General features: G+C 35.5%; 14 protein-coding genes. 1 reads left to right on the top strand and 13 read right to left on the bottom strand.

What is annotated here, in order from left to right; all coding sequences use genetic code 11:
* Nucleotides 1–60 precede the first annotated feature (60 nt).
* Nucleotides 61–1,224, top strand: coding sequence for an MFS transporter (locus tag LN051_RS02915; protein ID WP_229293114.1), 1,164 nt, complete (start codon nucleotides 61–63; stop codon nucleotides 1,222–1,224).
* 121 nt (nucleotides 1,225–1,345) lie between these two features.
* Here the strand turns inward: LN051_RS02915 and LN051_RS02910 are convergent, their stop codons facing one another.
* From LN051_RS02910 to LN051_RS02850, 13 genes are all read right to left on the bottom strand, one after another.
* Nucleotides 1,346–2,887, bottom strand: coding sequence for a BCCT family transporter (locus LN051_RS02910; RefSeq protein WP_229293113.1), 1,542 nt, complete (start codon nucleotides 2,885–2,887; stop codon nucleotides 1,346–1,348).
* A 73-nt stretch (nucleotides 2,888–2,960) separates the two neighbouring features.
* Complete coding sequence (locus LN051_RS02905) at nucleotides 2,961–3,968, bottom strand: zinc-binding alcohol dehydrogenase family protein (RefSeq protein WP_229293112.1); 1,008 nt, start codon at nucleotides 3,966–3,968, stop codon at nucleotides 2,961–2,963.
* A 181-nt stretch (nucleotides 3,969–4,149) separates the two neighbouring features.
* Nucleotides 4,150–5,553, bottom strand: coding sequence for a 6-phospho-beta-galactosidase (gene lacG, locus LN051_RS02900; protein ID WP_229293111.1), 1,404 nt, complete (start codon nucleotides 5,551–5,553; stop codon nucleotides 4,150–4,152).
* Between the two features lie 16 nt (nucleotides 5,554–5,569).
* The gene (locus LN051_RS02895) at nucleotides 5,570–7,348 is read right to left on the bottom strand and encodes a lactose-specific PTS transporter subunit EIIC (RefSeq protein ID WP_229293110.1); all 1,779 of its coding nucleotides are present in this window, start codon (nucleotides 7,346–7,348) and stop codon (nucleotides 5,570–5,572) included.
* A gap of 5 nt (nucleotides 7,349–7,353) precedes the next feature.
* Nucleotides 7,354–7,668 carry a PTS lactose/cellobiose transporter subunit IIA gene (locus LN051_RS02890; RefSeq protein ID WP_229293109.1) on the bottom strand — a complete coding sequence of 105 codons (315 nt, stop codon included), beginning with the start codon at nucleotides 7,666–7,668 and terminating at the stop codon, nucleotides 7,354–7,356.
* Between the two features lie 37 nt (nucleotides 7,669–7,705).
* Nucleotides 7,706–8,677, bottom strand: coding sequence for a tagatose-bisphosphate aldolase (lacD, locus tag LN051_RS02885; protein WP_229293108.1), 972 nt, complete (start codon nucleotides 8,675–8,677; stop codon nucleotides 7,706–7,708).
* Between the two features lie 103 nt (nucleotides 8,678–8,780).
* On the bottom strand, nucleotides 8,781–9,296 hold the full coding sequence (gene lacB / locus LN051_RS02880) for a galactose-6-phosphate isomerase subunit LacB (protein WP_229293107.1): 516 nt from the start codon (nucleotides 9,294–9,296) through the stop codon (nucleotides 8,781–8,783).
* Nucleotides 9,297–9,311: 15 nt separating this feature from the next.
* Nucleotides 9,312–9,740 carry a galactose-6-phosphate isomerase subunit LacA gene (lacA, locus tag LN051_RS02875; protein WP_229293106.1) on the bottom strand — a complete coding sequence of 143 codons (429 nt, stop codon included), beginning with the start codon at nucleotides 9,738–9,740 and terminating at the stop codon, nucleotides 9,312–9,314.
* Between the two features lie 299 nt (nucleotides 9,741–10,039).
* The gene (locus LN051_RS02870) at nucleotides 10,040–10,792 is read right to left on the bottom strand and encodes a DeoR/GlpR family DNA-binding transcription regulator (RefSeq protein ID WP_229293607.1); all 753 of its coding nucleotides are present in this window, start codon (nucleotides 10,790–10,792) and stop codon (nucleotides 10,040–10,042) included.
* Between the two features lie 172 nt (nucleotides 10,793–10,964).
* Entirely contained in the window at nucleotides 10,965–11,540 is a 576-nt protein-coding gene (locus tag LN051_RS02865; protein ID WP_229293105.1) for an STM3941 family protein, read from the bottom strand.
* A 32-nt stretch (nucleotides 11,541–11,572) separates the two neighbouring features.
* Complete coding sequence (locus LN051_RS02860; RefSeq protein WP_229293104.1) at nucleotides 11,573–12,199, bottom strand: lysophospholipid acyltransferase family protein; 627 nt, start codon at nucleotides 12,197–12,199, stop codon at nucleotides 11,573–11,575.
* A gap of 17 nt (nucleotides 12,200–12,216) precedes the next feature.
* Nucleotides 12,217–13,155, bottom strand: a complete 939-nt coding sequence (locus tag LN051_RS02855; RefSeq protein ID WP_229293103.1) for a phosphatidate cytidylyltransferase — start codon at nucleotides 13,153–13,155, stop codon at nucleotides 12,217–12,219.
* Nucleotides 13,142–13,759 (bottom strand): CDP-alcohol phosphatidyltransferase family protein, encoded by a 618-nt coding sequence (locus LN051_RS02850; protein ID WP_229293102.1) that lies wholly within the window; start codon nucleotides 13,757–13,759, stop codon nucleotides 13,142–13,144. Before LN051_RS02850 ends, LN051_RS02855 begins: the two co-directional genes overlap by 14 nt.
* Between the last annotated feature and the right edge of the window lie 2 nt (nucleotides 13,760–13,761).

Below are 13,761 nucleotides of genomic sequence, written 5' to 3'. Positions count from 1 at the left end.
CATCATATGAATGTATGTTAATTTTAATAAGCACAGAGATTAAAAAAGGAGTTTTGAAATATGACAGTCATGCGTACAATCACATTTATGTTAAGTATTTTTATTGTAGGTATGGTTGAACTCGTAGTTGCAGGTATTTTGAGCTTAATGAGTCAAGATCTAAACATTTCTGAAGCATGGATTGGGCAACTTGTAACCATATATGCTTTTACTTTTGCAATTACAGGGCCCATTCTCGTAAAATTGACCGAACGTTTTTCTCCAAAAACCGTTTTACTCACTACAATACTTGCATTTATATTAGGAAATTTAATTATTGCTCTATCCCCGAACTTTACAATGATTGTCATTGGGCGCATCATTTCATCCGCTGCGGCTGCATTAATTGTTGTTAAAATTTTAGCCATTACTGTCATGCTTGCAAAACCACAACATCGCGGACGTATGTTAGGTTTAGTTTACACAGGGTTTAGTGGGGCTAACGTTTTTGGCCTCCCAATTGGAACTTTAATTGGAGATTGGATTGGTTGGCGATTCACTTTCGGACTCATCATCGTTGTTGCGATTATCGCAGGTCTAATGTTAATGATTTATTTGCCGCATCAATTTAATCCTCAATACGAAACGGTAAAAGACTACAGCATGCGTATCATTAATAAATCCGAAGTAATCAAGTTGCTTTCAATCACATTTATCTTCTTGACCGCCAATTCAGTAGCCTATATTTATATTAATCCGCTTATTCTTTCTGGTGGTCATACGATACAGTTTGTTTCTTTAGCGCTTCTCATTATTGGTATTGCAGGCGTTGTAGGCACCTCTTTAGGAGGCTATTTTACAGACATACTGTCTTTTAAAAAGTGGTTACTTATTAGTGGTTCGATTTTTTCAGTGATGATGCTTCTCTTAAATCAACTTTGGGCTTTTACCATTTTGTTATTACTTGCACTATTCATTTGGCACATTATTCAGTGGAGCACCAATCCAGCAATTCAAACTGGTTTGATTGAACAAATTGAAGGAGATCACAGTCAAATTATGAGTTGGAATATGTCCGCGCTCAATGCAGGTATCGGCTTCGGTGCTTTACTAGGTGGTATTGTTGTCGCTAATATTAACCTGTATGCCACAATCTATGTTGCTTTAGGTATTGGCCTTCTTGGCTTAATGGTCATTATTTCACTCAAAAAACCTGTCGGAAAAAAAGCGGATCATACCAAATAATAGCGAAACTCGTGCTATATACTCGTTCGAAAAGCAGATTTTTTAAAACTGGAACTATCCTAAAAATAGCGGCAAAGCAGTCTATCTTCATAGCATTGCTTTGCCGCTGTTTTAATGTATTTTATTTTGTACGCCGATGCGCGTTTACATTTTCCTCACATTGGGTTGTGTTGATACGGGGAGGCTGTTCTAAAGATAAAGCTTTAAATAGTGAACATATCATAAAAATGATAACAAAAGAAAATGGCAATGCTGCAATGATCAACATATTTTGTATCGCTTGTGTGCCTCCTGTCATAATCATGATGATTGCAAATAATGCAAGCATGATTCCCCAAGCTACTTTTACAAAAGAGGCGGGATTGTTGTCCCCTTTTGTACTTAGCATGCCTAAAACATAGTTGGCTGAATCTGCGGAAGTAATAAAGAATATGAAAATAACTACAAGCGTTAACAAGCTCAAAATAAAGCCCATTGGAAAATGTTGATACATCGCAAATGTAGCTGTTTCAGTCGCTTCTTTTGCCAAATTGGCCACACCGTGTTGTTGTTGATACATAGCCGATGCGCCAAATACAGCAAAGAAAATAAAACAAACGAATGATGGTACAAGCAATACACCTACAATAAACTCTTTAATTGTTCGTCCTCGGGATACACGTGCAATGAAAATACCAACAAATGGTGCCCATGAAATCCACCAAGCCCAATAAAAAATCGTCCAATTGTTCAACCACATTTTTTGATTTTCATTGTTGAGTGGAATCCGTAAACTCATATCAAAAAAATGTGCAATGTAATTGCCTAAACCGTTAGAAAACGTATTTAAAATGTAGAGCGTCGGACCTAGCACAAACACTAACATTAAAACGATAAACGCCAGCGCCATATTAAAATTACTCAAATATTTTATTCCCTTACTAATACCTGTCCAACTCGACCATGTGAAAACGAGCGCCGATACGAGAATAATGAGTAATTGTGCTATAAACGTAGGCTGAATTCCAAACATGAAATGCAAGCCTTGATTGATTTGTAATGCCCCAAATCCTAGCGTTGCTGCTACACCCGTTACGGTTGCAATTACAGCAAGTATATCGAGGACACTTCCAAGTGGTCCAGACATTAATTTTTCTCCAAACAGTGGTCTCAACGTTGCGCTTACAAGCCCAGGGTAACCTTTGTGGAAATTAAAATATGCAATAACTAACGCTACCATACCATAAACGCCCCACGCATGAATGCCCCAATGAAAAAATGAAAATTGAATCGCATCATCGATCGCTTGTTGTGAACCCGGCTGTGCTAGAGGCGCATTTGTAAAGGCATGACTTAATGGCTCGGCAGTTGTCCAAAATACAAGCCCCATTCCCATGCCAGCACTGAATAACATCGCAAACCATGATTTCAGAGAAAATTCTGGTGCTTCTCCTTCTTTACCTAATGTAATCGTACTATGCCTTGAAAAGAGCAAATAAACACAAATCAATAAAATTGCTAATACAAGCAATAAATAATACCATGCAAAATGGGTCGCAATTACTTTTGTCACATGCTGTGTTGCTGTTTCAACATATTTCGGAAAGCACGCACCTAATATAACGAAAAGTGCACATAACAGAAGTGATACCCAAAAAACGATACTCACTTTAACTTTTTTCATTATGCTAATTCCACCTTATATGCTTTTTTATGCCCTTTCCCTCTTGAATGTGTTTTAATCTGCTTTTAAAGCTTTAAATGATTTTGACTACTAACTTACCGATAAATTGTTGCTTTTCCATTTCTTGATGCGCATTATAAATTGTCTCTGTAGAAAGCGGCGTTAACGTTTGCGTACGCGTAGAGGTATAGATACCCTCATCTACTTTTTTAGCTACGTCTTTTAAATAGTATTGATATTGGTCAATTTCTGTTTGATATAACGCTCGAGAAAACATAAATTCATGTGAGAACGTAATACTTTTACTTTTTAACAAATTTAAATCTTGTTTCTCTTTAAATGCGACAATTGTTGCAATATGTCCACGCGGTTTGACTAATTCAATCATCTGTTCATAGTAATGATCAGTGTCGTATGTACAAAAGATATAATCTGGCGCGGGTAACTCGAATTGCTCCAATTCAGAAACAAGTGTATTATGATGATTAATCACCTTATCGGCTCCTTGTTTTAATGACCATTCCTTCGTCTCCGTTCGACCTACCGTTGTCACTACTTTTAAACCATACGCTTTGGCAATTTGCGTTGCAATACTTCCTACGCCTCCAGCGCCATTAATAATCAGTACCGTTTTCCCTTTGTTTTCCTCAGGGTTTGTAGAAATACGAAAAATATCAAAAAATGTTTCATAAGCTGTTATTGACGTAAGTGGTAATGCAGCCGCGTCTTCATATGATAAGCTTTCAGGCGCATGTGCTATATAATGTGCAGACACTACTTGATGGGTTTGGTTCGAACCACTCTGTTGATTGGACCCTGAATAAAAAACACGATCCCCTACTTTGAAATCTGTCACTTGTGACCCTACTTCAACGATTTCACCAGCTGCATCAAATCCTAAAATACGCGCATTCCCATTCAATGGCGTCTGTCTAATTTTAGTATCTACAGGATTGACCCCTGATGCGTGTACTTTTACAAGCACTTCATCTTCTTTTAATTGTGGAGAATCAATATTAATTTCTTGAAACAAATTTCCTTCTGCTAATTGGAACACTTGTCGACTCACGATGGCTTTCATAAAAAAACCTCCTTTAACTATTATACTATCGGCATGCAACAGTTGATTTGACAACAATGATAGCATTTACATTTTCCCGCTTCAAATGACAAATCGAAATCGTCACGTTATTTCATACATAAAAATAACAGAGAAGCACTCTGTTCCTACAGAATGTCTTCCCTGTTCATATTAAAATAAGTTATTCAATAATTTGTGTTTCAGCGAGTTTTTTGTACCAATAGGCACTTTTTTTCGGATAACGTTGTTGTGTTTCAAAATCAACATAAAATAAGCCGTAACGCTTTTCATAACCATTCGACCACGAGAATACATCCATTAATGACCATATAAAATAGCCTTTTACATTGGCGCCATCTTCAATCGCATCTGAAATCACTTCTAAATGTTGCTTCACATAATCGATACGTGCATCATCATAAACTGTATTATCCTCGAATTTATCTTTATATCCAAGTCCGTTTTCAGTAACATAGATTTTTTTATAATTAGGATAATCATTTTTCACACGCATAATTTGATCATATAAACCTTTCGGATAAATCATCCAATCCCAATCTGTTCTTGGCACGTCAATATCAAACTCACGTTGGCCTACACCTTTAAGCTGATACTTCGAAGCCCCTTTCTCTCCTTTGCCATTATGTGTAATTTCGCTTTCGCCCTCAAAACCACGCATCCAATCACTCATATAGTAATTAATGCCTAAAAAGTCATTGAGTGTTTTTGCTGCATCCAATATTTCAAAATCTTCATCACGTAAATCCAGTTTGCCACCATTGACTTTCAAAATATGCTGAACGCCTTCCATCGTCGCTTCTGAATATTTGCCAAGATAAGTCGCATCAAGAATGAACTTATTATGAATAATATCTTCTAACTCTGCCGCGCGTACATCTTCAGCATTATTTTTATCAAACGGATATTTTGTTGGCAACGCATGTACGATACCAATTTCACCTTCAAACCCTTGGTCTTTGTATAACTTAACTGCTTTTGCATGTGCCACCATCATATTATGATGCGATTGGAACACTTTTTCAAAATCATATTGAATGCCTGGTGGGAATTTACCTACAAGATATTGCCCATCACCAATTGGACCAATTTCATTGAAAGTTGTCCAATAGTTTACTTCATCGAACTCTTTAAAGCAAAATGCAGCATAATTTACAAAATGGTCGATATTTTGTCTATTTAAAAAATCACCATCTGAATGAAGTGTTTCAGGTGTATCAAAATGGTGTAACGTTACAAAAGGTTCCACTCCACACTTTAAACATTCTTTAAAGAGCTTGTGATAATATTCAACGCCTTTTAAATTAACCTCTCCATACCCTGTTGGAAATATGCGAGACCAAGCAATTGAAATACGAATGCCATTAATACCAAATTTTTCACTTAATTCTAAATCTACAGGATAACGGTTGTAAAAATCACTTGCAGGTTCAGCTGTATACCAATAATGCTTTTCTAAATAAGTATCCCATGCTACACGACCTTTACCCTCTGATTGTGTTGTACCTTCAGCTTGATAAGCTGCAGTAGCGCCACCGAAAATAAAGTCTTTTGGTAATTTTTTCATCGTTTAAAGCTCCTTTTTATTTGAATTGATCTTTTACGAATTGCAATGCACCTTCACCATCACGTGTTAATTTAATATATTCTGCACCTTGTGTTTTAGCTAATTTTATACCTAACCGTTCGGTATCTTGTTTAATATCCTCATAGTTAGATGCAACTTGTGGTGCCAAAATAATCAAATCATATTCTTTCATAATGTCCATATGCACACCGTAACTTCCCGCTGCAGCAGTAACAGGTTGTTGATGCTCAGTAGCAGCTTGATTTAAAGCGTTTGCAAGCAAACCACTTGTGCCTCCACCTGCACATAAGACGAGCACATGCGTTTGTTTTGTATTCTGTTGAGTTGACATATCTTCTTTTTCATGGATAGCAGCACCTGTCGTACCTCCGACGATGTCACCTTGTACTTCTGCTTCTTGTGTAACTGTTGTTCCTACTGATGCCGCGATTACTTTGTCCGCTTTCTTTGTATCAAAATGGTCAGATACTTTTGAACGTAATGCGTCAGAACTATCGACGCCTTTGAGCTCATCTTCCAAAATTTGTTTATCATATACTTTGAAGAATGGATAATAAATAAGTACATCCACAACAATTAACGTAACCGCTAAGACAAAAGCCCATAATTCAAATCCTGTTCCCATGATGATGCCTAACGGTCCAGGTGTTGTCCAAGGTAACACTACGCTAAAGCTATTCATCCCTAAAACATCTACGAAAAATTTAAAAATCCATACATTGGCTATCGGTGCTGTAATAAATGGAATAAAAAAGACAGGATTTAAAACAATAGGTGCACCAAATAAAATAGGTTCATTCACACCAAAAAATGTCGGTACAGCAGAGGCACGTCCAATCGCTTTGTTTCGCTTAGATTTAGAAAGCCACATGAATATAAATGGGACTACCAATGTCGCACCTGTTCCTCCCATCGTAACAATAAACATTTGTGTACCAGGTGTTAAAATTTTATCTGCATGTTCTCCTGATTGTAACAACTTAAAGTTTGTTTCGATATTGGCATACGTAATTGCCGCAATAGCCGGCTCAACAATTGAAGGCCCGTGAATACCAACAAACCAAAATAATGCAAAAGCACCGAAAATAATTGTAATGCCTACATAACCATCTGCCGCTGTGAATAGTGGCTCAAATAATTTCACAATGGCTTCAGCAACATTTGTATTAACGACTGCTCGCGTTACTAAATCAAAACTATATAATACGAGAATAACTAACGTAAAAGGAATTAAATCTTTAAATACTTGCGAAATATTAGGGGGTACTTCTTTTGGCATTTTGATTGTTACATTATTTTTTACACAAACGTTATAAATCATTACAGTAACAAAAGCAGCTAAAAATGCTGTTAAAAGCCCTTTAGTTCCCATAAATGCATTCGCAAATCCACCTTCTTCAAGTGGATTAGCTGCTAAAAATAGAAAACCACAAATAGATGCCAACATCGTAGACATAAAGTTGATTTGATTCGTACTTGCAAGACGTCTATTGTACGCATCTGTTAACGCTTTAGCGGTTGTTCCTGCTACAAGTAAACCGACAATACCCATCGTGTAGCCATAAGGTTTCATAATCGCTGTTTCAATATGTTTAGGCCATGTATACCCGAAAATATTTGGGACATAGGCAATTAATAAGAAAATACTTGAAAATAAAATGACTGGCATTGCTGAAATAAAGCCATCACGAATGGCTCTTAAGTAAATATTACGAGAGAGCTTTTCAAAAAATGGCTTTCCTTTTTCAATGAAACCAATTAATTTGTTCATCATACGCTTTAACGCTCCCTTTTGTATAATTCAATGATGTGCTTTAACATGTCTTTAAGTAACAATGTCGTCATTAAATGATCTTGACCATGCATCATCGTTACACTATATGCAATATCGTCTCCTGTTGCTTCTTTTTGTAATAAAGATGTTTGCGCTTTATGTGCATCAACAATACATTGATTGCCTTCTTCAATTAATTGTTCTGCTTTATCATAATTACCTGCTTGTGCTTCGTTCAATGCTTCTAAATATTTAGAACGTGCATCTCCCGCATAAGCAACAATTTCAAAACCTAACATTGTAACTTCTTCTCTATTCATGGAAATCCCCTCCAGTAAGTTAAGTAATTAATGGCAATTAGCGTTTATTTTTGTATGATACTGCTGTCTCTTTTAAAACTTTGTTCAATTCAGTAATGTTATGTGCACCTTCAGAACGCAACCATACACGTGCAGCTGTTGCACCTTCTTCGATATAGGCTTTCACGGAACCCGCCCAAGTTGCACGACCACATAATACGCCGTTGAATTGCGCGCCTGATTGATGCGCAAAACGTAAAGTATCTTGGAATAATTGGGCACTGACACCTGCACTTAAATAAATATAGGGTAAGTGCGTTGCTTCATTCTGTTGTTTAAAGTAAGCCGCAGCTTCGTCTTGCGAATACACATGCGTACCTTCACCAAATCCTTCTACATAATTCATATCTACTGGTACTTCTACTTTTAAGACGTCTACACCAAAGCGTTCTTTTGAAAATACACGCATGGCTTCAATGACTTTTCTAGGCTTAACTCTGGCATATTCTGGTCCTTTATTATCAGCAATTGTGTCATCATAAGCTAAAATTTCTAAGAAAAATGGAATATCTTCTGCTTTACATTCAGACCCAATGCGCTCAATATAAGCTTCTTTTTGCTGATTAATCGCTGCTTCATCGTCAACATCATAGTAAAGCAAAAACTTCACTGCATGGGCACCCGCTTCTTTAATGCGTTTCACTGACCAATCCACTAAACAATCTGGAAGACGACCTTTCGCATTCACGTCATAACCTGTTTTTTCATAAGCAAGTAACAGTCCTGAGTCAGGATGACGTACTTGTGTTGCTGGCAAACCGTATTCTGGATCTAACAATATGGATGATGCATACTGTGTTAATTCTTCAGAAACAAGTTTTTTAAGCGTTTCGATATCCTGAGTGCTAGGTGCTTCAGTTTGATATTTGGCCATCATACGCTTCAAAGCCCCGCGTTGATCAAAAGCGAGTGCTGAAATGATGCCTTCTTCATTACTAACTTGTTCTAAAAATGTTTGCTTTGTGCTCATCTCTTACACCTCTTAAATTAATGTTCATTTTTACGTTGAATCATTACGACTGTAATTGGTATCACTTTTATTTATCTGAATTTTCAAATAATAAAATTTAAAATTAATCCGTATATTCACCCTTATCCCATCGCTCTAAAAATTCATCAAAGAAATGTTCATCACTTTGTGCATGATTAATAGATTCGACTTTAGCGATTTTTTCAATTAACTTTTTATTCTCTTCTGTTGGCTGATATTCAGCATTTATAAATGCTTCTACAATGTCACACAATAATAGTTCGCCGATAATCTTTCCTCCAAAGCCAATAACGTTGGCATTCAATTGTTCTTTAGCATAAAGTGCAGAAGACATGTCTCTCACAAGCGCTGAACGTATCCCAGGCACTTTATTTACCGCATTGTTAATGCCTACACCTGTGCCACAAATGCAAACACCTAAATCTGCTTTACCGCTCGTAACCGCTTCGCCTACTTTTTTTCCATAAATTGGATAATGTGTACGTGTAAAATCATACGTTCCACAATCAATAACTTCATGTCCAAGAGATTTAATAAATTGTGAAACTGCCATTTTTGTATCTGTTACAATATGATCGCAACCGATTGCAATTTTCATCTTTAACGCCTCCTATTAGCACATTTTGTTTAACATATCTACACGGATTTGATGACGACCACCATCATAATGTCCCTCTATAAAACCCTTCACAATATTAATAGCTAACTTTTCTCCTACAAGCGCCGAACCTATCGTAATCATCTTTGAATTGTTATGACTTCGTGTCATGTAAGCTGAGCGTTCATCTGAAACTTCTGCAGCAATCATCCCTTTAATTTTCGTTGCAACCATAAAACTGCCTGCACCAAATTCATCAATCACAATTCCTAAGTTTTTTTCGTCTTTTTGGACTTCTTTGGCAACTGCAACGGTCACATCCACAAAATCAGATGTTTTATTTTCGGTTACATCTAACACTTCATATTGGTTATCTTTAAGGTATTTTTTAATGTGAGCTTTTAAAGACAAACCGTATTGATCCGCACCGATAATTACTTTCACCTTTATCATCCTTTCTTAGATGTAAATACTGTTGATTTAAACATCACAAAAAGCGCTTACATCTCTTTATGTTTAAATTATAAACTCAAACAAACATTTTTACAACATTATTTGTTCTTTTTTGTTTGAAAGTGTTTAGTCACTTCTATTTAAATAAAAAATACGGCCAAAATAGAAATTCTTAAGTCATCTCCGTTTTTCATTCCAAGTTTTTTAACATATATAAAGCGCTAGAACACGTTCATGTTCTAGCGCTTTATATATGTTTTTACTTTTAATTTAAAAATAACGAAACGCGTCTAAATCACTTCAATTTGATGTTGAACCATACGTTGTTGTTCCTCTGATAAATCATTTGTCACCATTGCTGTTAAATCCATCAAATTACAAAATGATACAAAATCCTCTTTGCCTAATTTTGAATCATCAACAAGTAAATATTTCTCATTTGAATGTGCAATTGCTAATTTTTGTGTATAAGCTTCTTCATAAGAAGAGGTCATTACGTCTTTGCCTTTTATACCATTCGCACTGAAAAAAATCTTAGAAAAACGCATTTTTTCAAGTAACGTGTTAGCCATCTCACCTACAAAAGATTCTGTAATTTCTCGTTGTGCCCCTCCAATTAAATACACTTTAAAGTGCTCAGAACGTTTGCGTAAAAGAATATGGAATACCGGCAAACAGTTTGTGACAACAGATAAATGTTTATTTTGTATTTCTTGCGCTAACATTTCAACCGTTGTGCCAGGACCTAAAAAGATATTGTTCCCCTCTTCAATCAATTTGGCTGCTTTTTTAGCAATTTCTTTTTTTTCTTCTATTTGTTGCGTATGTTTTTCATTATGAGACATCTCTTTATATTGAAATGCAGCATTACTTCGGGCGCCCCCGTGAATTTTAGTAAGTACACCTTGTTCTTCTAATTCAATTAAATCTCGACGCACTGTCATATCAGATACATTTAAATCATCAACGATGTCTTGAATGCGTATCGTCCCTTTTTCATGAACACGTCTTGCGATTTCATCTAAACGTTCATATTTATTCAAACTGTTCACAACCTTTTTATTTTTCATGACTTCAATTGAAATTTCATATTGATTATTCATTGGGATTACGTACAATTTACTACAAATCTTCACGAAAATAAATGATAGCGCATTTCTAAACCGTTTAATTCAACATAAATAAACACCTCCTTATTAGAAGGTGTTTATATTCTTATAAGTTTTCAATTGTTTTCATTGATTGTTCTGGTGTTTGAACAACCTCAGTTTGCATACCATAACGATGATGAAATGTTTCCATTAACTGCAATAACTCTTCTGTATTAATGCCTTTAGCCAGTTTTGTATCAATAAGGATACCTTCATAGCCTAATTTCTCATTTCCTTTAGAAAACATATTCCCCATAGATGTACGTGCTTCTTTAGCAATTTCAGGATGATGTAGTAAAACTTGCACGTAACGTTTCCCTAAAAAGCTTTTTAAGTTGATTGCTTTAACTTCATTCCAAGGAATTAATGTATCGTTCGTTGCTATAGCAGAAGAATAATCATAAAAACCATGTTCATCTAAGCGCACCAAACCTTTTTTATTAGTTAAAGACTTTATGAAAAACCACACAGCTATACTAAAAAAGCTCGCGCCAAGTAACCCTATGATAATAGGCAATAATTCACCTGAAATTAATAGAAGTAAACACCAAAGTACTAAAAGTATTGATAGACATAAAAGGACGATTTGCTGCCCCTTGCCTTTTTCAATTCGAACGACTGATAATTCATTATTATTCATCTAAATTTCTCCTTATATATCATATTTACGTATCACCATTCTTTAAAGTTACCTTCATCTCTCAAAATGTTTAAACGCTTCGTCACCTCATCCATAAAATCTTTGCGGTTCTGATCACATTTAAAAGTTTCTCCAATGAATATATCTACAAAAAATGGGACTAAGATAAAACTGTCTTTTGGTAATGCTTTCCCAAGTCCATGCATAAAGATAGGTTGGATTGGCACTTCTGGACGTTCACGCATTAAATAATAAATGCCAGATTTATACTTAGACAACTTTTCAGGTTCTCCTCTTGAACCTTCTGGATAAAGTATAATAATGCCATTTTTATCTAATTCATCTAATATAGGTTGAAACATACCTGTGAAATCTCTCGTCATTTTACGTTCGATAGGTATAATATTCATCACTTTTGTTGAAAACCATTTTAAAAATTTATTTTTCATAAAATAGTCGCCCGCTGCAACGGGTCTCACATGGTTAAAACTTTTGCCTCTGAATAAACTCATTAACACTAACGTATCTAAATGACTGTTATGATTTGCGATAACGACAAGAGGACCTTGACTTTTAAGTCTCTCATAATTTCTAATGTTAAGTCCAAGCACGATAAACACAATGGGACGTACAATAAGTGAAAATAATAAATTTCGCATCTCCTATTACCGCCCTTCTAAAAATAAAAGAATCTCGTAAAATGGAAGAATAAAGGCGCTGTATATGTTAACGAATCTACACGATCTAAAACGCCTCCATGTCCAGGTATGGCTTGTGAAGTATCTTTTATATTTAAATCTCGTTTCAATGCGGAAATGTTCACATCGCCGACAAAGCCACTTATACTAATGTACACTCCAGATGCAATCATCCCTAACAATGAAAATGGTGTAAGTAGTGGCCCTAAAACTAATGCCAACACTGTTGATAAAATAACGCCACCAATAAAGCCTGCCCACGTTTTATTCGGACTTACCTTTGGAATGATTTTGCGTTTACCAAACAGTTTTCCTGAAATATATTGAAAGACATCATTCGCCTGCGTAAGGATGACTAAGAATAAAACTAAACTTGCTCCAGAAACAGTACTATCTATCCCTGGCAATACAATTAAATAAGCCAAATGACTTAAACCAAAAACAAAAAACATAATTCCCCATTGAATCGTAGCCATCGAATGTAAAAATCCTTTCGTTTCACCTACAATTAAAGCTTGAATAGGGATAAGAAGGAAAATATAGACTGGAATAAATACGATAAAAAATCCATAAAAACCGTTGTAAATAAGAATAAATTGAACCGGTATCGTTAAATAAGCCCATAAGTAGACAAGTCTATGACTTCTATTCGTTGGAATTAAAGAAAAATATTCTTTTAAAGCAATAAAACATAAAAATGCCATAAAAATGAGGGAGACGGTTTGATGTATAATGAGCGCTAAAGAGAAGATAATACACATCACCCACCACGACTTCACCCGCATCCATATATTCTCTGTCACTTCACTTGGCTTTTTCCTAAGGAGAATTTGACTAATGAGTGTTGAAATTACAAGTACAACAAATACCCCTATTAATACGATAATCATTTCATAAGATAGTTTATTTAGGTTCATGCGTAGCTCCTTTCAAACCATTAGTCACACGCTTATATGTATTCCATACAATCAATAATGTCGCAATATATAAAATGATGTGAATCCATGGTGTCACGTTAATATTCAATGCACTTAAAAATGCAACTAATCCAATTAAAAAGGCGCGATCGCTTTTCCCCATCGGACCATCGTATCTTCTTTTTGAACCAATAACTTGTACTAAACTTCCCGCCATCTCACTAACGATAGCTAATCCAATAAATAACAGTACAGATATGCCTTTATCTTGAACAATTAATACAAACGGTAAAAATAAAGCTAAATCACTTACGACATCACCTAGTTCATTTAGTAACATTCCGAGATGAGACTTCATACGATATTTAGAAGCCATCACGCCATCAATCGCATTTAATGCCATCCGTACAAACATAACAATAGGCACTAACAAATAGACCCAATGATTCTCATAAAATAAACCAATACATCCACCTGTTGCGATAGATAAAATTAATGCACTCACCGTCACTTGATTCGGTGTTACACCCATATGCCGTAATTGATCGACAATAGGCATGAGTAATTTTTGAAATTTTGGTTTCAACTCATAAATACTAATCATAA

This window comes from Staphylococcus ratti, from assembly GCF_020883535.1.
GTDB lineage: Bacteria > Bacillota > Bacilli > Staphylococcales > Staphylococcaceae > Staphylococcus > Staphylococcus ratti.
The sequence above is the reverse complement of the archived record's forward strand: the minus strand, read 5'-3'. Positions and strand labels throughout refer to the sequence as shown.